Genomic DNA, 24,658 nt, shown 5'->3' with positions numbered 1-24,658 from the left:
ATAAAATCCTTACTGTGGTACGTCTCCGCCGGCTTCGGCGCCGCCTGAGCCCAGGGACCAGGGCGTGAGCAGCGAAGCCGCGCCACTTCCGTTCGGCGATGCGGTAAGGATCGGCTCGACTCCGCTGAGCAACGTTATGGCGGTTGCATCGGAAGTCGTAACGACCATAACGGCTTCACCGTTCGCCAAATCGGCGATGGTGGCCACAGGCATACGACTCAACATCTGGGAAAGATCTCCGCCAGCGGGCCGACCTTCACCAGGGCTGCCCGGTCTGCCCTCGAGGCGATGCTCCATCGCGGGACGGGCGTCGGCGCGCTCATTTTGCGGACCGGCGGCGTTCTGCGGAACACCTTTGATTTGCATAGCGAGGCGTTGGGCGACGAACGGCGGAAGTTTGTGCATTTGCGAGTCGGCGGTGATATGAATGGTTACGGGCTTCTTTGTTGCGAGATCGTTTACGGTGATGGTGCTGTTTGCGCTGTCGACGGAAGTAATAAGGCCTGCGATGTTGTGGAATGTGCCGGAGACGACTTCATCCGCAGCGAGTTCAGTGCCGTCCGCGTTCTTTGTGCCGCGGGCGCGTAACTGGTCGCCGGGGAGAATCTGGTCGAGCGTGCCAGGCTTGGCGTCATCGAACTTCACGGAATTCGGGGCGTACCGGCGAATGATGGTCGTCTTCGAGATTTTGACTACAACGTCCTTCGGGCCGGTGGGGCTCGTGGTTGAGATGGTGGCGGTTTCCGCCGAGGGGTCTACGGTTTTCACCAGGCCGCCGACGCCGTTGCGCCATTGCTGCAGTTCCTGCTGCTGTTTTTGGACGATATCGGACCTGGTCATGGCTACCATGAGGCGCGCGGCGATCGCCTGGTTCTCGCCGGCTGTGCCGTGCACGAGAACGCGATCACCGGGACGGAGATCCTGAATCGAAATAGGCGTTGCGTCTTTCAGACTGGCGCCGGGAACAGCGCGCAGAATCTTTGTTGAGTCTTGAACAAGAACCTTGACTTCGATACCGCTGTCCGTTTTGAGCGTGACAGTTTTTCCGGAGATGGACTTAATCGATCCGATAGCCTTCTGGGCCGGTGCCGGCGTCTGAGCTGGCAGGGTTGCGGCGAGACAGGGACAAAGGACGGCTGTAAGAAGAATCGAAAGTAGTGCTGGTTTGCTGGTCATCTTGTAATGGAATCCTCGACTATCAAGATCGCCGTGGTGCCCGAGCGTTCTACTTTGGAACGCGATGTAGATGTCGACGGACGGGACAACTCACCTTTGTGACGTGACAACTTGGGATCGGTGAGCAACTCGGCGGCGCGCGTTCGCGGAGTGAAATTTCCGATGAACTGCATCTACATTTATTAGTATGGGATAAGTGAAAATGGCAGAACAGTTAAATAACAATTCTTTACACTGTCCTAACATTTCGAATCTAGATGGGTGTGGCAGTGATGCCGGCTGGAGCGCGATATTTGCGAAGCATCTTCTCGGCAAGTACCACTCGAGCCCTTCTCAGCGGCGTCTAATCCTATCCCGCACATAGCACAATGGACTGTTGTGGGAACGAAGCGCGCTTATCAAGAGTACGAATGATCACTTCTCGAAAATTCATTTACGTCGTTGTGGGCACTTCGCCAAGAGCCGCTTGGACGGGCAGGCACGTTACGGCGAGCGTCCGGAGGAAATGCCACCTGCGAATTCAAGTCCAGTCAAGTAAATCGCTGGGCATCGAGTCATCCGCAAGCAAATTGCGAACCCACCGCTGAAATGAGCCGCAAATGGGTTCGCGAATCAGAATTTGTTAGTCAGCGCCTTTGCAATCTGAGCTGATCCACTTGCTGGACAAGGTGGCGTCGGTGTTGAAGGTCTTACCGTTGCCTGTCATGGTCATGTGGGTCACACCTTTAGTGTGTTCGCTGTCGAGAACGGTCATGTTCATGGTGCCGTCGCCGCGCATTCCTTCCACATTGCATGACATTTTGCCGTCGAGTTCGGTGCTGGAGGACTTCAGGATGGTGACATTGCAGTCACGATTATTCTTTGAGTTCAACAGCGAGCCATCGACATCTTCCTTTTTGACGCAGCTCTTGTAGGTGTGAGTGGATTTCTCCTTCATCGCTGCCTCGAACCGAGCACGCTGTTCGGGCGTAAGCCGGGACATGTATTCGGCGGGCATAGGCATCTCTCCATTTGCGCTCCGCGTATAGGTGACCTCCCAGAGCCCGGTCTTGATGTTCAGCGGCTGATAATTGGCTCCCCGGATTGTTCTCGGTGGGGCAGTGGCCTTGTCGGAGCGTTGTTGCGGTGGTTTCGCGGGGCCGCCAGCAGAGGCGAAGACCGAGGTTACGAGAAGCAGGCCGAGCAAAGCACTCGTTCGCATTGTTATTCTCCTCCAAAATCGTTTTGGTTAGTTGGTAAGACTCCGGTTGTTTCTATCGTGCAGTAGTGCATCGGCGAGCGGTTTCGTTCCAAGCGGTCCGACGACCCACACTTTCAGGGCATATTGCGAAACGCTCAGGTTGAATACGAAAGATGGGGAGACACGCGAGGTGCAAGTGTCGTCCTGCAGATTAATGGTCAATTTATGATCGTTCCATTCGGTATCCCAGCGGCCGATGGAGTGGGGATTGGTTGAGCCCGGACAGGCGACACTGTAGGTCTGCAGTTGCACGCTTTGAACTACCCAGCCGGGATTGAGTTGCGAAAAGTCGAAAATGTCCGTGCCGTCGCCGAATGTTTCAGAGTCATAGCGGGAGACAAAAGCAGAAGTTCCGGCTGCGTCCGCGGGTACCCCGGTTCCCTTTACAGGGGGTGAAATGTATTCCAATTGCTCGATTGCGCGAGATCCGGCGCTGCTCGGCTGCAGATGGATCCACGATGCTGGAATGGCGTCGAGCAATTGCGGGTCGCCGCGCGTTGCCACAAATAGGCAACCGGGCAGTTCCAGGCGCTGTCCCTCGGGCAAACGGACGACCAGGGTGACTGCAGTATCGGGAATACCGGAGATTCCGGGATCGAGGTGAGCGTCGATCTCGGTGTCGGTCCAGGCAGATGGGCCATCATCCACAATCAAATTCAGGGGTTGCGCGCTCTTCATGGGGCCGCTGTAGCGAGGTTCGAGACCGAGGTGCCCGCGCACATTGCCAAAAGAGCAACCTTCGATCCTGTAAATATTGTCAGGACGGTACGGGGTGAATACCACGCCGGCGGACCTGCCATTTACGGTGAGGATAGCCGGAGAAGGGCAAGAGGTTGGCAGCGTCGGTCCGAAGGGCAGAGTTGCGAGGCGTGCTGAATCCAACAGGCCAGAGGTGGACTGCAAGTACGATTGCTGTTGCTGAAGCGCGAAGGTGATTTGTGGATTAAAGCCACGCCCGGAGAGTTCGGGATTTATCCACTTGGGGCTCAGGTGTGAAACGGCCTTGCTGAGAAGGTCAGGTCCAAGGCGACGGGACCGCCACGGGAGCGTTTGAGAACTGGATGGGTCGGGAAGAGACTGAGAAGCACTAGCGGAGACGGGTATCTGAGTGAGGGACAGGGAGAAGAGCAAGAGGGAGCCGAAGGGAAAGACTGAATAATTCACCGCCGGCTCCTTTCCGCGGGTCTCCCCCTGAGCCCGCGCCAGGGTGATTTAAGCGGCTGTACCAGTGAACGTCAAAGGAACTCGTACTTATTCTTTCCTGACCTGGTAAGCCCTTCGGATTCAGGCTGTTAAGAGCCCTGCTGACGTGACTACTTTCATGCTATGATGCCGGGCACACTGTGGGTGTGAGGCATGGAAACCGGCGGCTCTCCCCGGGCGCTATTCCGATTTGGGCTCTTTGAGGCGGATATTGCACGCGGCACGCTGACTCGCAATGGTGTGCGCGTCCGAATCCAGGACCAGCCGTTTCGCGTTCTGGTTCTGCTGCTGGAGCGGCCTGGCGAAATCGTTACTCGGGCGGAGCTAAAGCAGAAGTTATGGACCGAAGGAACATACGTTGACTTCGATGGAAGCCTGAACGTCATCCTGAAGAAGCTCCGAGCGGTGATCGACGACGATCCCGATAATCCCAGGTTTGTTGAAACTGTACCGCGACACGGTTATCGGTTCATCGCGCCCGTGACGGTGGTCGGTGCGGCGACGCCAATTGCTGTAAACGCACCCGAAGATGTTTCGGTTCCAGTTCCACACGTTGCAGCATCGGTTCTGAATTTCCCTCCAACCTCGCCAGCGCCAGTGGGTGTGGTTTCCGCAGCTGAGGTTGTGGTGCCCGAGATTGCGGCAAAACCCAGACCACCTCACCTTTTGTATGTTATTTCGGCGCTAATCGTTGTAGTGGCGCTTGGACTAGGTTTTGCGTGGTGGAGGGTTGGCAAGCATTTGAATGCGAAGGCTGCGTCACCGGTCGCGATGCGACAATCGGTGGCAGTGCTTGGATTCCAGAATCTCTCCGGGCGCGTGAACGACGCATGGCTGGGGACTGCATTCTCAGAAATGCTGAGCACGGAACTGTCCGGCGGTGGGAAGCTTCGGTTAGTTTCCGGAGAAGACGTGGCGAATCTTCGAATGTCGTCGCCATGGACACAAGCTGACACACTGGACCGAGTGACTACGGCACGGATCGGTGACGCGCTGAACAGCGATTTCCTGGTGCTGGGATCGTATGCCGCCGTCGGTGAACGTGACCACGGGCAGTTGCGATTCGACGTTCGGCTACAGGATGCAAAGAGCGGCGAAATTCTGACGGAGATTGCGGAAATCGGCGGAACTGACGACCTGTTCCAGATTGTCTCCCGCGTAGGTGAGAAACTTCGAGACCGGCTTGGGGTGCCGCGCCTGGAACTGGCGGATGAAACCGGAGTGCTGTCGTCGATGCCGCACGATTCGGAAGCGGCCAAATTCTATGCGATGGGAATAAGCAAGTTGCGCCGATTTGATGTCTCCGCGGCAAAGGATCTACTGGAGCAGGCTATTACGGTCGATCCGAAGTTTCCACTGGCCCATTTGATGCTGGCACGGGCGTGGACCGGACTTGGATACGAGCAGAAGCGACGGGAAGAGGCGAAGAGGGCACGAGAACTGTCGGGAAAACTGCCAACTTCAGACCGGATGCTAGTTGAAGGAGATTACTACGAAAGCCTGGGAAATCACGAAAAGGCAGCATCGGTTTACCACGCACTTTTCGAGTTGTTTCCGGATAACGTGGAGTACGGCCTGCAATTCGCATACGCGGAAGCGTCAGCCGGGCATGGAAGCGAGGCACTGGAAGCAATCCACCAGCTAAGGAGTCTACCGACCCCAGCTTCCAGTGATCCGCAGATTGACATAGCGGAAGCACGATTCAGTGTGAGCAAAGTCGATTCGGTGAGCCTTATTCACCAGGCCTTGACCAAAGCGTGGTCCAAGGGGGAGACATTACTCTACGCACGGGCGCGACGCGACGAGTGCATGTACCTGAATTACAGCGACCATGCAGAAGACGCCGAAGCTTCTTGCCAGGAGGCATACCGGATCTTCATCTCCGCGGGCAACCGCCTTGCGGCAGCGGATTCGCTGCGTCTATTGGGAGACAACCAGGGAACACGAGGCCAGTTTGAGGGAGCGCTTGTATCGTATAACCGGGCACTCCAGGTCTTGGATGGGATGGGCGGCGAACATGAGAAGACAGGCGCGATCCTGAACAACATGGCAATTGTGTATGAGAACCAGGGTGAATTGGATAAAGCGGAGGAACTCTACAGGAAAGCGAAGACCCATTTCGAACAGGCTGGCGACAAGCAAAACATTGTTACCACGGTCGGGAATCTTGCCGATGTCAGCTACCTGCGTGGTGACCTGGGCGGGGCGGAAAAGCTTTACGAACAAGCCTTGCAAGCTTCTGCGAAGTTGGAGCCCAACTTGCCAGGTTACTTGTTGTACCGCAGTGCGGATTTATCGCTGACGCAGGGTCGTGTACGGGATGCACACAGAATGGTGGGTGGAGCGATCCAGTCGCTCAGCCAGGAGCAGGGGAATTACCAGGGGTTGACGAGCGCGATGGTTGTGCTCGGGGAAGTATTGGCGGCGGAGGGTAACCTGGATGCTTCTCGTGACGAATTTGAAAAGACGCTGGCGATACAGAAGAAGATGGGAGCGGCCGATCTTGCCGACGAAACTGAGGAAGAACTTGCGGAACTCGATTTGCTGCAAGGACATCCGGAGAATGCCGAGCCTGTACTGCGAAACGTGATCGCGGAATTTGAAAAACAGCATTCGGACCCGGACGCAACGTCAGCATACACGTTGCTGAGCCGCGCGCTGCTGGCGAAGGGCAAGGTGGACGAGGCCTTGAAGGCGATTAAGCGCGCGGCAGAGTTGAGTGGCAGCGGTGCTGACCCGGCGTTGCTGTTGCCGTTGAATATCCAACGAGCGCGGGTAAACGCGGCGTCGGAGGGTCGTGGGTCTACGAATGCGCTGGCGCAGGCGCGACAAGAACTGCGTTCCACAGTGTCGACGGCCAAGCGGTTGGGCTATTACAACCTGGAAGGTGAGGCGCGGATAGCGCTAGCCGAGTTGGAAATGAAGACGTCGCCCGTTCCAACGCGGGCGCAGCTGAGTTCGCTGGCTGTGGAGGCCCATAGTCGTGGACTCGAACTGCTGGCGCATCGCGCCGAGCAGGTTCTGAACCAGCAACAGGGAAGCGAAGTCGCAAGCAACAACCCGAGCCGGTAAATCTGCAGATTCTGTGCCATTAAGTTCGGTTGAGCGGGAAATTTCGCCGGTCAGTTCTGACCACAACTCGTTCAGAAAAGAATAACTTAGCAGGTCAGCTCAATGTCAGGGGCAGTTCCTTTGACACATCTTTGCCACCGCGGTATTTCTCCGTGCTGAGTGGGGGAAGAGTGGCAATGAAGCTTCGGTGGAGTGTTGCCGGCGTCGTTCTTGTACTGGCATTACAAACCTTCGCACAACAGAGGGGTCCGATCATGATGCGACCACCCCAGCCAGCGGCGGCAAAGCCGCTCGTCACTACGGGAATACCAATAACTATTTCACGATGTACTCAGTCGAGTTCTTCGCAGTCGGTCCAATCGGGATCAACGACCCTGCCGCGGACTGAGTGGCCTGGCATCGTGCTGGGAAAGGAACGTCAGAAATGAAAAACAGCTCCAGGTTACGAGTGTTGTTCCTGCTGGTCTGCAGTTCGCTGATCGTGTGCGCAACCTCGGCACAGCAGCACAAATCGACAAGCAGGAAGCTTGCGGTAATGACAAACCTTGACGTTATCAAGATGGTCAAGGCAGGTGTTCCGGAGACCATAATCGTCACAACCATCCAGACGCGCAAGTCGAAGTTCGATGTTTCTCCGGACGGTCTGATCGCGTTGGAGAAGGCCGGTGTCACACAGACTGAGATGGACGCGATCATGGCGGCGGCATCGGGAACGGCGCCTGCGACAGCGACATCTCCAGCGGCAGTGGGTACGCCTCCAGCGGCGTCGCCCGCGACTGCGGCAGCGTCAGGGGGTTCACCGCCGCCAGAACCGACGTCACCACTGCCACCAGCGCAATCGAATATGCCGACGGTGAGTGTGCTGTTGAATGGAATGCCACAAGAGATTCCCATGGAGAAAACGCAGCTGGCGGAAACGAAAACGAAGCCGACGTCGATGACCAGCCTGGCGGGAGACTCGGCAGTGACGCAGGCGATGCAGGCGGGGATTGGCACGGCAACCATGAGTGCGACGTCGCACATGACATCAATGGCGGGAGCGTCCACGATTCAGCAGGCGGGGAGCATTTTTTCCGGGATGATGGCCAGACGCAGGCCGACGGTGACGTATGTGTGGGGTGTTCCGAGTCCGGCGTCGACGAACGTTCTGCAAACCGTTTCACCGGCGTTCACGGTGAATTTTTCGATTACACCAGGGGTGCATCCGGACGACTTTGCACCGGCGATTGTGAAACTTACGCCGGCACAGAACTCTTGCAGGATCGTCGGGGCGACACAGGGAAAAGAGGACATGAGCAGCAGCGCTGCTGCGGACTGGCAGATCTACTCGAAGTTCCTGGAAGAACGAGTGAGGGCGAACGTGCAGAAGACGGGTACAGGGCAGTACCGGATATCGCCAAGCGCGGCATTGCTTCCCGGAGAGTATGCGGTGGTACTACGCCCGATCTCAAAATCGAAGGAGTTCTCGGGTGGTGATGTCGCACGGGCGCAAGGCGATGGATTGATGTTCGACTCGGTGTGGTCATTTGAGGTTTCGAACGACGCTCATTGATGAGCAAGTGGGGCCGGGCAGAGCCCGGTCCACATAAAGGAAGGAGAATCTCCATGGCATTCTGTCCAAATTGCGGTACGGCCATTGCGGCCGACAGTGCGTTCTGCGGAAACTGCGGACAATCGACAAGGGCGGGAGCGGCGGCGCCGGTGGCACAAGTGGCTCCGGCGCAGGTGGCGGCGGTTCCGGTACAGGCAAGCGTACCGGGGCTCACCAGCAACATGGCGGGGGCACTGGCATACATTCTTGGGGTCATTTCCGGGATTGTGTTCCTGGTACTCGAACCGTATAAGCGCGACCACTTCGTGCGATTCCATGCGTTCCAGTCGATTTTCTATAGCGTGGCGTGCATCGTGTTCGCGATTGCCTGGAATATTGGGTGGGACATTCTCGGCAGCATCAGCGGATGGCTTTATCTGATTGCGATTCCGATCCGCCTGGCGATTTCGCTTGCCCTGTTCCTGTTCTGGTTGTTCCTGATGTACCAGGCGTACAACAACCGCGAATTTAAGATTCCGTTCATCGGGCAACTGGCGGCTAAGCAAGTCGGATAGAGGCGCGGAGGAGGGGGTCGATGAGCCGAACGCGAGTGCTTCTGTTGGTGTTGGCATCGCTGATGTGTTTTGCGAGCGGATGCCGAAAATCGGCCGGGACGACGGCGAGTGTCGTCGGCGGGACGGGGGCGGCGGGCAAGTCGATCCATCCGGCATGGGGGATCGATCTGACGAATGCTCCGGGAACCAAGTTCCAGGCGACGTTTGCCGACGGGGTCGAGCGCATCGACGCCAATACGGTGAGGCGCACGATTAAGGGCGTGACACGCGATCACGACATCTTCTTTTTCGAGAATGTCCCGGAGATACGGGACAAACTCGTGCCGGGCAAGGTCGTGCTGTTCGAGGGACTGACGTTCAAGAGGATCCAGGCGATTGCGATTGACGGCTCGCAACTAATTGTCGCAACGGAGAGAGCCTCCCTAACGGATCTCTTCAAAGATGCCAATATCCAGTGGCACACTCCTGTTAACTTTCACGAGGTGCACATGCAGAAAGTACGGGCGCGTGCAGCCACGAATCGAAACGGGTTCTTCGACTGGCTGGACCGGCTGGAGCCTCGTGTTTATGCGGGGGAGGATGCGGACAGCGAGAGCGCGGAAGAGGACGAAGAGGGGTGGAAAATCAAGAGCAACGCGAACTTCAGTCCGGACCGCGTGGACTTCAACGTGGACCTGGCGAGGCATGGCGACATCGACGGAGATATCAGCGGAAACGGTTATGTGAAGAACTTCGAGTCGTCGATGGCGCTTGTGGTGAACAACAGCAATGTCAGCAAGTTTGACTTCAGCAATTCGAATGTAAACGGCGCGGTGGATTTCAACTGGACGGTGGGAAGCGGATCGGAGAAGCCACCGGAACTTGGGGAAGAGAAACTGAAGCTGCCGGCAATCATGTCGGTGCCACTGTTCGTAGGCGGGGTACCGTTCACGCTGGAGATCGGGGAAGCGCTGCTGTTTCATCCTGCGTTCAGCACAAAACAGGAAATCGCCAAGGGATCGTTTCATGTCGACTACAACGGCGTAACCGGGCTCAGCTTGAGTCCGGGCGGTTCGCAGAACACGAGCGAAGCCAGCGCAAATAGCTCGATTCAACCATCGACGGCATTTTCTCCGTACGCCGCATTCGGAGTGGTAGTGGCAATCGCACTGCCGCGATTTGAATTGAAGACAGGCGCGGAAGAAGTGGCGAATGAAGTTCCGGATTCCGTGGCGGATGCCGCAGTTGCCCTGCTGGAGAAGACGACGATCGGTCACTACATTCACAAGCAGGTTCAGAACGTGTTGAAGACAGAAGCGGCGGCGACGTTCCAGGTGATTTTGTCGAGTACGGCATCGCATTCGGGAATGCTGAGCCTGGTGCCGTGCCAGAGATTCACGCTGCACCTGGAAGGCCAGGTGAGCGCGGATGCACAGGTGCTCGGGATGAAGGTGCCAAACCTGCCGAAGGTTCCGTTCGAGCAACCGTACAAGATTTTCGAGAAGGACATCGATCTGCCGAATCCGCCGGGGAAGATTTGCACGGGGTAGGGGGCGACAGGATGAAAACTTCAACTGAGAGGTACAAGGTGATTGAACGCAGGATATCGAGTTTGAGCGTGGTAGTGTTTGCGGCGGTTCTTCTGCTGGTTGCGTGTAACTCCGGAAAGCAAGCAAAGCAAGAGGAGACTAAGGAGAATGCGCACGCGCCTACAAATAATGGCGCGCCCGCGGGAAACGCAGTGATCGGGGCCGATTACTGCCTGCAGACGTTCATGAAGAACCAGACCACACTGCCCGGGCCGGTTCACTTCTCATACAAGGTGAGCGGATCTGACAAAGAAACGAAGAGTTGGGAAGGAGATGTCACGGCGAATACGGCTGATTTCTCGATGTTTACCGAGCAGCCGTCGACACCGGACCTGGCGCAGAACTCTGCATACAAGATTCACGACGGGCTTGCGGACTTTACCAATACGTTCCACTACACGCGTTCGGACGACCACGGCTGGCAGATTGCGTCGACGATGCCGGTGCAGTCGGCGACGCCATGGGGCGAATTCATCAACAAGCCACAGATTGATCTTGCGGGTCCGGATACTGTGAACGGGTTCGCCGCTGTCAAGTACACGGTGGACAACTCGAAGCAAGACCTGATGGATAGGGTCGGTTTCAGTGGCAACAAAGATTACATCGTCAAGGGAACGGTGTGGCTGACCAAGGATTCGGGATGCATTCTGCAGTGGACGATGGACTCGCAAACGACGCACAAGGACGGATCGATCGACAAGGTTCATTACGAGGGAACGGTCACGAAGAAATGACGTTGCGGTGAGTTGTAGTAGGGGGCTCCGCGGAAAGGACCGGGTATGGCGAAAACGTGCAGCGCTTGTGGGGCATCGCTGGCCGGCGGGCAGGCGTTTTGTTCGTCGTGCGGAACGAAGTGGGTAGCGGCGGCTGAGCCGGAGAAGAAGTTCTGCGTCGGTTGCGGAAGTCCATTGGCAGAGGGGACGAAATTCTGCGCGAAATGCGGGATGGCGGTGCAGGCAGCCGCGGCGGCCTCAGGGGCTGGAACTTACGCAGCGGGTGCGGCACCAGCTCCGGCCGCGACACAGGCATCGATCGCTGCTGCTGCTCCGCAGAAGTCCGGGAGCGGGATGTTGAAGGTGATCGTGACCGTGCTCGGATTCTTCATGTTCATTGGGTTGCTGGGGATGGGGAGCTGCGCGTACATCGCGTATCGGGCGAAGCAGAAGGTGGAGGGTCTCAAAGACGAGTACGAGAACAACCCTGCTGACAAATATGCCAGCGCGCTAGAGAACCAGATGGCGAAGTCGGGTAACTCGTCATCGGCATCGTCGTCCTCCGCCGGCTCGCCGAGCTCTTCGTCGGGTGGGAGCACTTCAGCGGACACCAGTGCGGCCGCTTCTCTTATAGCCATGGCCGCTTCGGCGATGAACGGAAAATCGTCGAGTGACGCGGCGCCGCAACCGGAGTTGCCGCATTGGAAGAGTTATTCGGGATCGCCTGTGACGGGCAACAGTTCGCTGGTTCCATTGAAGGTTGGGTTGACGGAAGTCGGCGCGGTCAACGACTTTCCCTTGGGAGATTACGAGGCAATCGTGACGGTGAACCAGATCGCCAAAGACGGAGTCGTCATTGCAATCTCCTCGGAGGCCCCGCCGAAGAACTCGACCGGTGTTGGTGGGGCGAAGGCGTCGACCGCCAAGGGGTTCCAGGGAACGGACACGCGGCGCAAGGTGCTTGCGCAGGACTTGGCGAATGCTCACGAGGTCAATCTTTACTTCAGCAAGATGGATCCGTTCACTTTTCCGGGAACAACATCGGAGACGGTTTCGAAGGAAGTGTTCAATGACCTGAAAACCAAGGGTAAGACGGCTTTCAGCTACAAGGTGTTCACCGTGCAGGGAGCACTGACCGGGTTCCTGAACAAGATGACGAATCCCCAAAGTGGGGGAGGCCTGGACCCGCAAAACCTGTCTGGCTCGCTGATGACGAAGATCAATTGCACGCTGAGCAAAGCCGAGGCGAATGATGTCGGTTTTCCCGTGATCATGAACGACAAGCCGGTGGAACTTCCTGCCATTCACACGGTATGCAAGAGTGACCAGGACGAATTTAATCTCTGGATACTGGATGACGCACAATACCCAATCAACCTGGCATTCAGTACGAAGCTTGCCAAGGCCCGGGCGCAGGTCGTGAAGATCAATTTCCCCGAAGACCAACCGGTCAACCACATCGAGCAGGCGCTGAAACAGACCGGACACGCGCAAGTGTATGGAATTAACTTTGATTTTGCGAGTGCTACGATCAGGCCACAATCCCAACCGATATTGGCGGAGATCGCCAAGGCGATGAAGGATAATCCGAGCTGGAAATTGAGCGTCAACGGGCACACGGACAATATTGGGGGCGATACCTCCAATCTTGAACTCTCGCGGAAGCGCGCGGCTGCCGTGGTGACGGCGTTGACGACGCAGTATCACATCGCGGGGAATCGGTTTACTTCTGCGGGATTCGGCGAGTCGCAGCCGCTCGATACAAATGACACGATCGAGGGACGGGCCCGGAACCGGCGGGTTGAACTGGTGCTGCAGTGAGATCCCTGACATTTTAGGTCGGGCACATTCCTGGCAGTATCTCCTTTCCAGGGTTCAGGGGATGGGGGCAGGCCGTTCACCAAGGTCGCCGGGCGAGCACTGGCCATGACTACAGGCGGGATTACCACGATGGCACCCTCTCCGAGGTCGAAAGGGTCATGAAGGGGACAGCGCGCGCGTTGCGCGTGTTTCGTTTCGGTCACAAACGGCAGAGCACAAGCGCGGTTGAATCGTCGGTGAACTTTGAGTCGCAGTGGCCGTTCACGCTCTCGAGAATGCTGCTCAAGAGGTCCTCCGCGGAACTCCCTCTGGCTGTCTGGAAGTGGCCAAGCAACTGATCCTCACCGTACTGACGACCTTCCCTGTCCTCGACCTCAGATAATCCATCCGTGAACAGGAGCAGCCTATCCCCGGGTTCCAAGGGGATGCTTGATTCCTGGAATAGTTCGTCCTTACGAATTCCGATGAGAGTTCCACCCTCGTCCAATCGCTCTACGCTTTGGTCTGCGCGGAGCAAGATCGGCGGATTGTGTCCGCAATTGCAGTACGTCAATCGGTTGGTACGGAGGTTCAGCACTGAATAGAAGAAGGAGATGAACTTGTCCGAGGCACCGTTACTGAACGCGAGTTCATTGATTCGCTGGCAGAGTTCGGCGGGACGGACCCAGGGCGCCGCAGTCACCTTCACCGCAGCCTGCAAGTTCGACATCACGAGGGCCGCGGGTAGACCTTTACCGATCACGTCGCCAATGCAGATCGCAACCTTATCTCCCATGCTAAGCACGTCATAGTAATCGCCGCCAAGGTGGTCGAAGGAGCGGCTGTTGGCGGCGATGGTGAACCCAGGAAGCTCCGGCATTTGGCGGGGCAGGAGCCGGCGATGAACCGCGATGGCATCATCCAGTTCCATTTGCCTGCGCACACGAATGCTGCGCCGATCCTTTTCTTGCGCGAGATGTTGCGACACCAGGCGCAACAGATGCGAATTATCCCAGGGCTTCTGGAGGAAATCATGTGCGCCGCCGTGCATCGCTGCGACGGCGAGTTCAATGCTGCCCCAAGCGGTCATGGCGATGATCGGCACGTCAATTCCCCGCTCGCGCAGTCGCGACATGAGTTGCAGACCCTCGGCGCCCGAAGTCGTATCGCGGCGGTAATTGAGGTCGAGGAGAATCAGGTCAAAGCTCTCATGCTGCACTAGAGCCAATGCCTCTTCCGGCGATTGTGCCACAACCGTTTGGTAGCGCGCGGTCGCAAGCAGCATTGCGATAGCCTGGCGAACTTCCGACTGATCCTCGATGATGAGAATCTTCCCAGGATAGTCGTTTATTTCTGCTATTGCTCGGGGCGGATCGGTCGGTTCGTTCATAGCAGTGTCGTTCATCGCATCTGTGCAGTAGCAATTCGGGAGCCACCACAAGAGCCGTCGACAATTGCAAACTTTGCCTAAGGGAACAAAGAAAAAAGTGTTTCCGTATAGGGGAACATCGCCATTCCCGCTGTCCGAATTCGGACACCTCAGTCCGTGTGGGGACAAGCGGAGCGTCGATGAGGCCTCTAATCCTTTCTAAATACGTGGTAGTAATGCCCTTAACGTGTGGTCACTGAAATGCAAGTGCTGTTGGCGATGGATATCGCACGCCCCGAACTCAAACAGAAAAAGCGCCGCCGCCAGATTGTTGGTGGAGTGGTAGCTCTCGTTTTTATTGTGCTCATCTCGATTGGTGTCTCGCGCTTGAAACCTGCCGCCCCGAGCGTCGACCGGAGCACGGTTTGGACTGATACCGTGAAGCGTGGCTCGATGCTGCGCCAGGTTCGCGGACTCGGCTCACTGGTACCGACACAAGAAGATACTCGCCAGATTCCGGCTGAAACTGAGGCGACGGTCACGCGAATCCGCGTGCTCCCCGGAACGCATGTTCAACAAGACACCATATTGCTGGACATGAGCAATCCGCAGGTAGAGCAAGCGGCAGTCGACGCGAAGCTGCAGGTCAAGGCTGCAGAAGCCGAACTCGCTGCACTGAAGGTGAAGCTTGACAGTGACCTGATGACGCAGAAGGCAGGTGCTGCCACTGTAAGTGCCGACTACCACCAGGCCGAGCGTCAGGCCGAGACCGACAAGGAGCTTTATCACCTCGGCGTTATTTCCGGGTTGGCATACAAGGCTTCTGCAGGAAAGGCCGATGAGCTAAGCACACGCCATAAGCTCGAAGGGGAGAAGCTGCAGATCAACCAGGAGTCGATTCAATCGCAGTTGATGGTTCAGCAGGCGAGAGTAGAACAACTGCGAACGTTGTCCGATCTCAAGCAGAAACAACTCGATGATCTTCATGTTCGCGCCGGGATTGATGGTGTGCTGGTCGACATGCCGGTACAGGTGGGGCAGCATGTTCTTCCAGGGGCAATGATTGCGAAGGTTGTACAGCCGGATCACCTGATGGCCGAGTTGAAGGTTCCGGAGACGCAGGCGCGTGACGTTCAGATTGGCGAGCCGGCCTCGATCGATACCCACAATGGCGTGGTCGCGGGAACTGTGACCAGGGTCGACCCAGCGGTGCAGAACGGAACGGTCACGGTTGACGTAAAACTGACTGGCGACTTGCCCAAGGGGGCCCGACCGGATCTGTCGGTGGATGGCACAATCGATCTCGAGAAGCTGGATAACGTTCTTTACGTGGGTCGTCCTGCGATGGGCCAGGAGAACAGCACAATCAGCCTATTCAAGCTCGATCCGACGGGGAATACCGCAACGCGCGTTCCCGTGAAGGTAGGGCGTGCTTCGGTCAACTCGATTGAGATATTGGAAGGCCTGAAGGAAGGCGATACGGTGATCCTTTCCGACATGTCACGGTACGACAACACCGACAGAATTCGGCTTGAGTAACGAAATCCATTTAGGGGAAATCTGATGAACGATGCTGGAACTCCGCTGATCCACATTCAGGATCTCACGAAGGTGTTCTACACCGATGAGGTTGAGACGCACGCACTGAGTGGTGTCCATCTCTCGGTTTCGAAGGGAGAGTACGTCGCGATGTCGGGTCCTTCCGGCTGCGGAAAATCGACACTGTTGTCGATCATCGGCCTGCTCGACACGCCAACGAGCGGTTCGTACCAACTCAATGGAAAGGCGGTAGAGAACCTCGATTTCGCGGACCGCTCCCGCATTCGCAACCAGGAGATCGGCTTCATTTTCCAGAGTTTTAACCTGATCGGCGACCTGACCGTGTACGAGAACGTGGAACTTCCGCTGACGTACCGGCAGAAGATGAGCGCGAGCGATCGAAAGGCACGCGTTACGGAATCCCTGGAGCGCGTTGGAATGGTCCACCGCGTGCGTCATTATCCCTCGCAGCTTTCAGGCGGTCAGCAACAGCGCGTCGCGGTTGCACGCGCGCTTGCCGGCCATCCTTCTATCCTGCTTGCAGACGAGCCTACCGGAAACCTTGATTCGCGCAACGGCGAAGCGGTCATGGAGTTGCTCCAGAAACTGCATTCTGACGGCGCGACTATTTGCATGGTTACCCACGATCCGAGATTCGCCAAACATGCGCAAAGAGAAATCCACCTGTTCGACGGTAAAGTCGTTGCCGAAGAAGAACTGAAGAAGCTGATGCAGGAAACGGGTGCGTAATCCCCGTACGTGACTGGTTGCAATCGAGTAGACGGCGACCTGCTGAAAAACTGATCCAGGGCCACAGAGCGCATTCGCGCAATCGGACGGAGCTTGTTTTCTCAAAATGGGCTCAGAGGGGCGTTGAGATGAAAAACCTGGCACAAACTTTTAGGTATTCTCTGAGGCAATTTGGCAAAACCCCTGCGTTCACTATTACGGCGGTGCTGACGCTTGCGCTTGGTATTGGCGCGAACATAGCCGTATTCAGCGTTACAAATGCCGTTCTTCTCAATCCCAGTGGCGTTCCTCATCCGGATCGCGTTGTGGCTCTGCGGGCGAAGTATGCGATGGGAGATTTAGCGAACATCTCCATGTCGGCGCCAGATGTGGGAGACGCCATGGATGCGGGGAATCTGTTCAGTGCCGTCGCAGCAATGCAGCCCGGCAGCTTTAACTACACCCCCAGCGGCACCACGCCAACGAAGATCAATGCGGCGAGGGTTACATATCGATGGTTCGACGTGTTCGAGGCGCGCCCACTGCTCGGGCGGTCGTTCCGTCCCGAGGAAGATGTTCCCGGGGCCAATCACGAGGTCGTGCTCTCGTACGCTGCATGGAAAGGGCGGTTCGGCGGAGATCCGAACATTGTTGGACGCAAACTGATGTTTGACGAGCAGCCGTACGAAGTGGTCGGTGTGATGCGGCCGGATTTCAATTGGCCCAATACGGCGGAGATGTGGGCTCCACTCGGACTGAAGCCCGAGCGTTTCCACGACGCGAATTATCGCTATAACGAGAACCTCTTCGCGGTTGGCCGCATGCGGCAGGGCGTAACCGTCGAGCAGGTGAATTCGTACCTGAACGTGAAAGCGTCGCAGGTGGTTGCGTCCGAAGGAGCCAAGAGTTTCGGTAAGGCGTCGGGATGGGGAATGTTCTCGATGCCGTTGATCGAATTCATCAGCGGCAGCCTCCGTCGGCCGCTTGCGATATTGATCGGCGCTGTCGCGCTTGTTCTGCTGATTGCGTGTGCCAATATCGCAGGCCTGCAACTGGCGCGCGCGTCCGCTCGCCAGCGAGAAGTCTCAATCCAGATCGCATTAGGAGCGGGCCGCATGCGATTGCTCCAGCAGGCATTCGTAGAAAGTGTGGTTCTTGCTGGAGCTGGCGCACTACTTGGAGTCCTCATCGCGAACATTTCGATCCCCCTCCTGTTAGCTGCTGCACCGGCTAGTCTGTCATCGAACCTGTCGGTACGACTGGATATGCCTGTATTGCTTTTCGTTACGGTCGCGGGTGTGATCTGCGCGATTCTGTGCGGGATTGCTCCGGCATGGCACCTGACGCATGCGCGCTGGTTCCAGAGCTTGCAGGAGAGCGGCCGATCCGAAAGCATGAGCAAAGCGCGGCAACGTTTGCGTTCGGCTCTAGTCATTGGCGAAATCGCGGTGGCGATGGTTCTGTTGATGGGTGCAGGCCTGCTGGTGCGAAGTCTTCACCAGTTGGAGCAGGTCCAAACCGGGTTCGATCCACGCAGAGTGATGTCGGCCGTCGTTTCTCTGCCGGATTCCAAATATAAAGATGACCAGCAACAGGCTGCGTTTTACGCCGCACTTGAGGATCAGCTTCGAGCGCAACCTGGTGTTTCCGACGTGGCGATTGCGGACTGCGTGCCTTTCGTGGACATGTGCGGTTCTGCTTCATTTGGGATTGTGGGACGCCCGCAGGCGCCAAATGATCCCGGACCGCATGGGTACATCCGCGAGATTTCTCCGGACTACTTTGCCACGCTGAGGATCCCTGTATTGCGCGGACGCACGTTCAGCATTGCCGACCGCGAGAAGACGCAACCGGTGGCAATCGTGGACGATGTACTCGCTCAACAGTACTGGCCTAACCAGGACCCCATTGGCCAATACATCAGCCTCGGAAAGAAGTATCCGAAGATTGAAATCGTCGGCATCGTCGCCCACGCGCGCCATTCGTCGTTGGAAGCAGACGGTAGCGAAGGCATGTACTATCTCGCACTTGCGCAGTTTCCAAACGACAGTGCTTCCATCGCGGTGCGAACCTCAATGTCCGATCCGTCTTCGGCAGGATCGCTCATTCGGAACGCGGTTCGTGCTGTCGATCCCAATCAACCAATCTATGACCTCAAGACAATGCAAGAGCGGGTGGACGAGTCGCTCGTAGGGCGCCGTTTCCTCGTCGTGCTCCTTTCGATTTTTGCTGGACTCTCGCTCCTGCTCTCCACGCTCGGGCTCTATGGCGTCATCAATTATGGTGTGAAGCTGCGTGTCCGTGAGATCGGGGTACGAATGGCGTTGGGAGCGCAGCGTAATGATGTCCTGCGATTGATTTTGCGCCAGGGGGTTCGACTTGCTATGGCAGGACTCGTGCTGGGCCTGCTCGGGGTTTTCCTTGCCGGGCGAGCATTGTCGAGTCTGCTCTACGAAGTCAGCCTATTCAATCCTGTCACGCTGGCCGGGACATCGGTGTTGCTTGCGGCGACAGTGTTGCTTGCAAGCTATCTCCCGGCGAGACGTGCGGCACAACTCGATCCGATGAGAACTCTCAGAGAAGAATAAGTAGATTGGAACACTGAATACGGTTGTAAATGGGTGGGGCACCATGGAAAGCATTCAGCTAAAAAACCTCGATCGTTCGTACAAAACCGCGGCCGGCCAGACCTGGGTTTTGCGAAAAGTCAATCTCGAGATCAAACCCGGCGAATTTCTGACCATCATGGGGCCCTCTGGAGCAGGGAAGTCGTCGCTGCTTAATGTTCTTGCGCTGCTCGATGACGAGTGGGTCGGGGAGTACTGGTTTGGAGAACAACCGGTTCACGAATTGAAACGCAGGCAGCGCGCGGAACTTGCGAAGAGGCGCATGGGAATGGTGTTTCAGAGTTATCACCTGCTGGACGATTTGACGGTGCAGGAAAACATCGACCTGCCTCTCTCGTACAAGGATATCCCGCGTGACCGGCGGCAGAGCATGGTTGCCGATGTCCTGGACCGTTTCCAGATTGTAGCGAAGAAGGACCTCTATCCCAGCCAGCTCTCGGGTGGTCAACAGCAGTTGGTCGGAGTGGCGCGTGCGGTAATTCACAAGCCTGCGCTTCTATTGGCGGATGAGCCGACCGGAAATCTGCACTCGACACAGGCAAAGGAGATCATGGAATTGTTTCGCGAATTGAACACTGAGGGCACGACCATCGTCCAGGTGACGCATTCGGAGGCGAATGCGGCGTACGGATCCCGCACGATTCAGCTACGCGATGGCTGGCTGGTGGCGGACACGGCGAATCCCAACCTCGAGAAGAAAGGCGAGGTGGTGGGCCGATGAGCTACCGCAAACTCAGATCGTTCACGACTTTGGTCGTGTTGGGTGCAGTGTTATTCGCCGAAGTGGCTCCTGCTTTTGCACAAGCACCGGGCTCAGAGGAAAAAAACCCGCAATCGCAGTTGCCGGAATCGCCGAAGCGACAACCTGTCTTCGACATAAGAATGCAGCACTCATACAATCCGTTCGCGACGTACATGCCCAGCGAAGTGCCCCGGCCCAACGTTGCGAACTCCCCCCGGCTTTACCAGCTAATTCATGACGGGAAGATTTACATTTCTCTGCAAGACGCCATTTATCTCGCTCTTGAAGATAATCTCGACATTGCTATTGCTCGATACAACCTCCCAATCGCAGACACGGACATTTTGCGAACGAAAGCAGGCGGCATATTTCGTGGAGTTAATACAGGCGTGGTGCAGGGAACACCCGGAGGTGGAGTGGGCGGTTTCGGGACAGGCGCGCCCGGTGCAGGGGCGGGTGGCACATCGGCCGGTGCGGGCGGCGCAGGCGCTGGAGCGGCGGGTCAGGTTTCCTCGACGCTTGGTACAGGAACGGCGGTGTCTTCCTACGATCCGCAGATCAACGGTGACTTTGGCGTCGAGCATCAGACCACTCCGTTATCGAATCTGCAAATATACGGTGTCCCAGGCCTGCAACTGAATACGACGCAATCCAACATTAATTATTCGCAGGCTTTTCCCACAGGGACGATGCTGCAAGTCGGCTGGGACAGCAACCGGCAAACGACGAATAGCCCATACACCAACCTGAGTCCTGCGCTCAATTCCCAATACCGCCTCAGCATCCGACAGGAACTGCTGGCGGGGTTTGGATTCGGCCCAAATCTTCGATATCTCAGGATCGCGAAGAATAACAAGAAGATTTCTGATATCGCATTCCGGGACCAGGTGATTGAAACTGTCACCCAGATCGAGAACATTTATTGGGATCTTGTGAATGCATATGAGCAGGCGCGCGTTACTAAACAGTCGCTGGATTTTGCGCAACAGAGTTATGAAAACGCGCAGAAGCAACTGAAACTCGAAGCGATACCAGCTCTGGATGTAATGAAGGCGGAAGCGGAGGTTTCGAAGCGCGCCCAGGAACTGACGGTTGCAAACAGCAATGAGCACCTGCAGGAGTCGCTTCTCAAGAACGCGCTGACCAGGAGCCTGGATGATCCGGTATTGGAGGAAATGCCCGTAGTGCCTACCGACCGGATGGAGACGATGCCAAAGCAGGAGGATGTGCCCTTGGCAGAGCTTATTGACGAGGCGTTGAAGAAGCGCCCGGAGTTGCTCGAGAGCGACATCGACCTTCAGAATCGGCAGATTAGCCGTAAAGCCGCGCGAAACGCACTTCTGCCCAGCCTGGCGCTGGTCGGATTCTATGGCGGGTCAGGATTAAGTGGAGAGTTGAATCCGATATATCAGGGGACGAACATATCTAATGTGCCGAGAGATTTAGGGGGCGCGGTGGTAAACGCGTTCAATAACTCGTCGCCGGACTACTTCGTCGGGGTTAACTTGAGCATTCCACTGAGAAATCGGGTGGCTAAGGCGGATCAATACCGGTCGGAACTCGAGTATCGGCAGGCTGAGCTTCGTCGCGAGCAACTGCGGAAGGAGATCCGCATTGAAGTTCGTAACGCGGAGTACGCGTTGGAGCAGTCGGGCGCGCGGGTAGAATCTGCGCAAAAAGCACGCGACCTGGCGCAGAAAACGTTCGATATTACCCGGAAGGAGCAGGAACTTGGCGCCGGGTCCAGCTTCCAGACCCTGACCGCTCAAAGGGATCTAGCCTTGGCCGAACTCGACCTGGTGACGGCGATAACTACTTACCGAAAGGCGCGCGTGGAACTAATTCGCGCTACGGGCACGACTTTAGAACATAATAATATCCAGATCGAGGAAGCGATTACGGGGACGGTGACTGCGCCCGTCCATTGACAGAATGCGAACTTCAAGCGCGACGAACTTAACCGAAGCCAAGCAAGGCCACAACGTGAGGCCGGCCCGAGTCCTCGCGGCCGACGACCAGCAGCATATTCTTGACGCGATTGAACTTCTTTTGCGCCCGGAAGGATACGAGGTGGACTTTGCGCGTTCCCCGGTGCTCGTACGAGAGGCGATCTCTTCAGCAACGTACGACGCTGCGCTCATCGATCTCAACTACACGCGTGATACTACTTCGGGCAAAGAGGGCCTGGATCTCATCTCGGCGATCGCTGCGTCGGACAGTACACTTCCGATTATTGTAATGACGGCCTGGGCCAATGTAGAGGTTGCCGTCGATGCCATGCGTCGAGGAGCAAGGGACTTCATACAAAAGCCGTGGGAGAACGAACGGCTGCTCTCTATCGTTCGGACACAGGTCGAACTTCATCGAGCTTTGGAAATCGCGCAGCGGCTTGAGGCGGAGAACAAGTTGCTCCGTGCCAGCGCTCGGCCCGACTTCATTGCATCGGCCCCCTCGATGCAACCAGTTCTGGACGCCATTTCGCGTGTGGGTCCCTCGGACGCGAACATCCTTATCACCGGCGAGCATGGTACGGGAAAAGAGGTTGTCGCACAGACGCTTCATGCGATTTCGCCACGTGCATCGCGACCAATGATTGCGGTTAACACCGGGGCGTTGCCAGAAGGCACTTTCGAAAGCGAGTTGTTTGGTCATGTGAAAGGCGCGTTCACTGATGCCCGCACCGATCGTATCGGGCGTTTCGAACTTGCCGATGGCGGAACGATTTTCCTCGATGAGATCGGGAATGTTCCCTATCGACAGCAGGCTCGCCTGCTACGTGTCCTTGAGACCGGGGAGATAGAACGCGTAGGTTCATCGAAGAGCCGCAAGATAAATGTGCGCGTGATTTCTGCTACAAACGCTGATCTTCAGGCGGCCGTTGCCTCGGGCCAGTTTCGCGAAGACTTGCTGTTTCGGCTGAATACAGTAGAGATTCATATTCCGGCCCTGCGGGAGCGCCGAGAGGACATCGCCAAACTCGCGGTGCATTTTTTGTCGCGATATGCCCTCCGGTACAATCGCGCGATTCGCGGTTTCGAACCAGCCGCGTTGCAGACGCTTCTCCAGTATTCTTGGCCAGGTAACGTTCGCGAACTGGAGCATACCCTGGAACGTGCCGTTCTCATGTGCCACGGCCAGGAAATCCAGGTGGCCGATCTGGGATTGGTATCGGCTCGACAGCAATCCTCGCAAAACCTGGAAGAACTGAGTATCGAGGCAGTGGAGTGCATTTTGATTCGTAAGTCCCTGCAGCGATTCCATGGCAATGTAAGCCAGGCTGCCGAAGCTCTTGGACTGAGCCGAGGCGCGCTCTATCGACGCATGGAGAAGTATGGCCTCTAGTCCGAATCCGGACTATCGTGCGCTGTTTCGGCGCTCTCAGCCTTCCAAGAGGAAGAGGTTTCGATTCGAACGTCGGATCTTTCTGCTTTCACTGCTGTGTGCGTCGCCTGGACTGGTTGCTTTTCTCATTACGATCTGGGGTACTTCCTGGACGACCGGGACCAAGATCTCGCTGATTGCTATACTCCTCATCATCGTTCTCATCCTGATTGCGGTGTTGCATGAAAACATCGTGCATCCCGTCCAGACTCTCAGTAACGTGGTATCCGCGCTTCGCGAGGAAGACTACTCGTTCCGGGCACGCGGCGCGGAAGAAGATGACGCATTGGGTGAACTGGCCCTTGAGGTCAATGCTCTGGCGGACTTATTGGCCGATCAGCGCACGCGGACCATTGAAGCGACTGCACTGCTTCGACGAGTCGTGGAAGAGATCAATGTTCCCATCTTCGCGTTCGATCCCAACGGCTTGCTTCGGTTAGTGAACTCTGCTGGAGAGCGCCTGTTGCAGAGGCCCGAATCGGCGCTTCTGGCCCGTTCGGTTGATCAGATTGGGTTGCGCGGCTGCTTCGATTCGGAGAATGAGACGCAGATCATCCTGCCGCAGGCCCCGAACACTCGCTGGCTTGTCCGGAAGAGCCAGTTCCGGCAGGGTGGCGTTCCGCACACCCTGATGGTGCTCTCCGACGTCAGCCGCGCGCTTCGCAGCGAGGAACGAACTGCTTGGCAAAGGCTGATCCGCGTTCTTGGGCACGAACTGAACAATTCCTTGGCGCCCATCAAATCCATCGCCGGAACGTTAATCACGCGGCTCAACGGCATGGAACTTCCGACAGGAGAGAGACAGGATTTTGCCCGAGGCCTGGAAATCATCGAATCACGCTCCGCCTCGCTAAACCGGTTTCTTCAGGCGTACCGGCGGCTGGCTCAAATGCCGCAGCCTTCTCTCCAGCCTGTGAGATTAAAGACCTTGGTGGAGCGGGTCGCCGCGCTGGAGACTCGTGTAGCCGTGCAGGTTTCCGGCGGCCCCGACATCACCATACCGGTCGACCCCGATCAACTCGAGCAGATGATGATCAACCTCATCAAGAATGCAGCCGATGCCGCTCTTGAGGCAATGGACCGAACTAATGGTGGATCGGCCGTAGCTAGCGTCGCATGGAGTTATTCCGAATCGCTACTGAAGATCGAGATCAAGGACCGTGGCCCCGGGCTGATGAATCCGGATAATGTCTTTGTGCCCTTCTACACAACCAAGGAAGAAGGAACGGGGATCGGCTTAGTGCTGTCGCGGCAAATTGCCGAAGCGCACGGTGGAACGATTCAGTTGTCGGACCGCGAAGATGCTCCGGGTTGTGTCGCCACGGTTCTTTTGCCCTTAAAGATTTGGAATCGGCAATCGGTTACTCCAGCGTCAGGAGTTTAGTTTTCTTCG

Annotated in this window: 17 protein-coding genes; 13 read left to right on the top strand and 4 right to left on the bottom strand. The window is 56.8% G+C overall.

All coding sequences use genetic code 11. The features are described 5' to 3' along the window. Positions 1 to 9 precede the first annotated feature (9 nt). From ROO76_15655 to ROO76_15645, 3 genes are all read right to left on the bottom strand, one after another. Positions 10 to 1,176 (bottom strand): DUF5666 domain-containing protein, encoded by a 1,167-nt coding sequence (locus ROO76_15655; protein ID MDT8069600.1) that lies wholly within the window; start codon positions 1,174 to 1,176, stop codon positions 10 to 12. Between the two features lie 622 nt (positions 1,177 to 1,798). Further along, complete coding sequence (locus ROO76_15650) at positions 1,799 to 2,377, bottom strand: DUF3617 domain-containing protein (GenBank protein ID MDT8069599.1); 579 nt, start codon at positions 2,375 to 2,377, stop codon at positions 1,799 to 1,801. Positions 2,378 to 2,404: 27 nt separating this feature from the next. After that, positions 2,405 to 3,094, bottom strand: coding sequence for a hypothetical protein (locus ROO76_15645; protein MDT8069598.1), 690 nt, complete (start codon positions 3,092 to 3,094; stop codon positions 2,405 to 2,407). Between the two features lie 678 nt (positions 3,095 to 3,772). On the opposite strand from ROO76_15645, the gene ROO76_15640 reads away from it, so the two are divergent. The 6 genes from ROO76_15640 (at position 3,773) to ROO76_15615 (ending at position 12,899) form a co-directional block, all read left to right on the top strand. Next, positions 3,773 to 6,691: a DUF2225 domain-containing protein gene (locus ROO76_15640; GenBank protein MDT8069597.1), complete on the top strand. Its 2,919-nt coding sequence runs from the start codon at positions 3,773 to 3,775 to the stop codon at positions 6,689 to 6,691. A gap of 424 nt (positions 6,692 to 7,115) precedes the next feature. Continuing rightward, positions 7,116 to 8,243, top strand: a complete 1,128-nt coding sequence (locus tag ROO76_15635; GenBank protein MDT8069596.1) for a hypothetical protein — start codon at positions 7,116 to 7,118, stop codon at positions 8,241 to 8,243. A gap of 53 nt (positions 8,244 to 8,296) precedes the next feature. Then, on the top strand, positions 8,297 to 8,797 hold the full coding sequence (locus ROO76_15630; protein MDT8069595.1) for a zinc-ribbon domain-containing protein: 501 nt from the start codon (positions 8,297 to 8,299) through the stop codon (positions 8,795 to 8,797). A gap of 20 nt (positions 8,798 to 8,817) precedes the next feature. Next, the gene (locus ROO76_15625) at positions 8,818 to 10,326 is read left to right on the top strand and encodes a hypothetical protein (protein ID MDT8069594.1); all 1,509 of its coding nucleotides are present in this window, start codon (positions 8,818 to 8,820) and stop codon (positions 10,324 to 10,326) included. Between the two features lie 11 nt (positions 10,327 to 10,337). Beyond that, complete coding sequence (locus tag ROO76_15620) at positions 10,338 to 11,099, top strand: hypothetical protein (GenBank protein ID MDT8069593.1); 762 nt, start codon at positions 10,338 to 10,340, stop codon at positions 11,097 to 11,099. A gap of 45 nt (positions 11,100 to 11,144) precedes the next feature. After that, positions 11,145 to 12,899, top strand: a complete 1,755-nt coding sequence (locus ROO76_15615) for an OmpA family protein (protein MDT8069592.1) — start codon at positions 11,145 to 11,147, stop codon at positions 12,897 to 12,899. Positions 12,900 to 13,098: 199 nt separating this feature from the next. Here the strand turns inward: ROO76_15615 and ROO76_15610 are convergent, their stop codons facing one another. Beyond that, positions 13,099 to 14,283: a fused response regulator/phosphatase gene (locus ROO76_15610; GenBank protein MDT8069591.1), complete on the bottom strand. Its 1,185-nt coding sequence runs from the start codon at positions 14,281 to 14,283 to the stop codon at positions 13,099 to 13,101. A 243-nt stretch (positions 14,284 to 14,526) separates the two neighbouring features. On the opposite strand from ROO76_15610, the gene ROO76_15605 reads away from it, so the two are divergent. The 7 genes from ROO76_15605 to ROO76_15575 all read left to right on the top strand — a co-directional run bounded on the left by ROO76_15605 (position 14,527) and on the right by ROO76_15575 (position 24,649). Then, positions 14,527 to 15,786, top strand: coding sequence for an efflux RND transporter periplasmic adaptor subunit (locus ROO76_15605; GenBank protein ID MDT8069590.1), 1,260 nt, complete (start codon positions 14,527 to 14,529; stop codon positions 15,784 to 15,786). Between the two features lie 24 nt (positions 15,787 to 15,810). After that, on the top strand, positions 15,811 to 16,536 hold the full coding sequence (locus tag ROO76_15600) for an ABC transporter ATP-binding protein (GenBank protein MDT8069589.1): 726 nt from the start codon (positions 15,811 to 15,813) through the stop codon (positions 16,534 to 16,536). Between the two features lie 128 nt (positions 16,537 to 16,664). After that, complete coding sequence (locus tag ROO76_15595; protein ID MDT8069588.1) at positions 16,665 to 19,103, top strand: ABC transporter permease; 2,439 nt, start codon at positions 16,665 to 16,667, stop codon at positions 19,101 to 19,103. Positions 19,104 to 19,146: 43 nt separating this feature from the next. Continuing rightward, a complete protein-coding gene (locus tag ROO76_15590) occupies positions 19,147 to 19,863 on the top strand; it encodes an ABC transporter ATP-binding protein (protein ID MDT8069587.1) in 717 nt (238 codons plus the stop codon). Next, positions 19,860 to 21,812 (top strand): TolC family protein, encoded by a 1,953-nt coding sequence (locus ROO76_15585; protein MDT8069586.1) that lies wholly within the window; start codon positions 19,860 to 19,862, stop codon positions 21,810 to 21,812. Before ROO76_15590 ends, ROO76_15585 begins: the two co-directional genes overlap by 4 nt. A 4-nt stretch (positions 21,813 to 21,816) precedes the next feature. Further along, positions 21,817 to 23,226 carry a sigma-54 dependent transcriptional regulator gene (locus ROO76_15580; GenBank protein ID MDT8069585.1) on the top strand — a complete coding sequence of 470 codons (1,410 nt, stop codon included), beginning with the start codon at positions 21,817 to 21,819 and terminating at the stop codon, positions 23,224 to 23,226. Continuing rightward, positions 23,216 to 24,649 carry an ATP-binding protein gene (locus ROO76_15575; GenBank protein MDT8069584.1) on the top strand — a complete coding sequence of 478 codons (1,434 nt, stop codon included), beginning with the start codon at positions 23,216 to 23,218 and terminating at the stop codon, positions 24,647 to 24,649. The genes ROO76_15580 and ROO76_15575 overlap by 11 nt, the downstream gene beginning before the upstream one ends. Positions 24,650 to 24,658: the final 9 nt, after the last annotated feature.

This window comes from Terriglobia bacterium, from assembly GCA_032252755.1.
GTDB lineage: Bacteria > Acidobacteriota > Terriglobia > Terriglobales > Acidobacteriaceae > JAVUPY01.
The sequence above is the reverse complement of the archived record's forward strand: the minus strand, read 5'-3'. Positions and strand labels throughout refer to the sequence as shown.

Coding starts and splice junctions, on each gene's coding strand:
- ROO76_15655 (MDT8069600.1), bottom strand. CDS start 1,176: ATGACCAGCAAACCAGCACTACTTTCGATTCTTCTTACAGCCGTCCTT.
- ROO76_15650 (MDT8069599.1), bottom strand. CDS start 2,377: ATGCGAACGAGTGCTTTGCTCGGCCTGCTTCTCGTAACCTCGGTCTTC.
- ROO76_15645 (MDT8069598.1), bottom strand. CDS start 3,094: ATGAAGAGCGCGCAACCCCTGAATTTGATTGTGGATGATGGCCCATCT.
- ROO76_15640 (MDT8069597.1), top strand. CDS start 3,773: ATGGAAACCGGCGGCTCTCCCCGGGCGCTATTCCGATTTGGGCTCTTT.
- ROO76_15635 (MDT8069596.1), top strand. CDS start 7,116: ATGAAAAACAGCTCCAGGTTACGAGTGTTGTTCCTGCTGGTCTGCAGT.
- ROO76_15630 (MDT8069595.1), top strand. CDS start 8,297: ATGGCATTCTGTCCAAATTGCGGTACGGCCATTGCGGCCGACAGTGCG.
- ROO76_15625 (MDT8069594.1), top strand. CDS start 8,818: ATGAGCCGAACGCGAGTGCTTCTGTTGGTGTTGGCATCGCTGATGTGT.
- ROO76_15620 (MDT8069593.1), top strand. CDS start 10,338: ATGAAAACTTCAACTGAGAGGTACAAGGTGATTGAACGCAGGATATCG.
- ROO76_15615 (MDT8069592.1), top strand. CDS start 11,145: ATGGCGAAAACGTGCAGCGCTTGTGGGGCATCGCTGGCCGGCGGGCAG.
- ROO76_15610 (MDT8069591.1), bottom strand. CDS start 14,283: ATGAACGACACTGCTATGAACGAACCGACCGATCCGCCCCGAGCAATA.
- ROO76_15605 (MDT8069590.1), top strand. CDS start 14,527: ATGGATATCGCACGCCCCGAACTCAAACAGAAAAAGCGCCGCCGCCAG.
- ROO76_15600 (MDT8069589.1), top strand. CDS start 15,811: ATGAACGATGCTGGAACTCCGCTGATCCACATTCAGGATCTCACGAAG.
- ROO76_15595 (MDT8069588.1), top strand. CDS start 16,665: ATGAAAAACCTGGCACAAACTTTTAGGTATTCTCTGAGGCAATTTGGC.
- ROO76_15590 (MDT8069587.1), top strand. CDS start 19,147: ATGGAAAGCATTCAGCTAAAAAACCTCGATCGTTCGTACAAAACCGCG.
- ROO76_15585 (MDT8069586.1), top strand. CDS start 19,860: ATGAGCTACCGCAAACTCAGATCGTTCACGACTTTGGTCGTGTTGGGT.
- ROO76_15580 (MDT8069585.1), top strand. CDS start 21,817: ATGCGAACTTCAAGCGCGACGAACTTAACCGAAGCCAAGCAAGGCCAC.
- ROO76_15575 (MDT8069584.1), top strand. CDS start 23,216: ATGGCCTCTAGTCCGAATCCGGACTATCGTGCGCTGTTTCGGCGCTCT.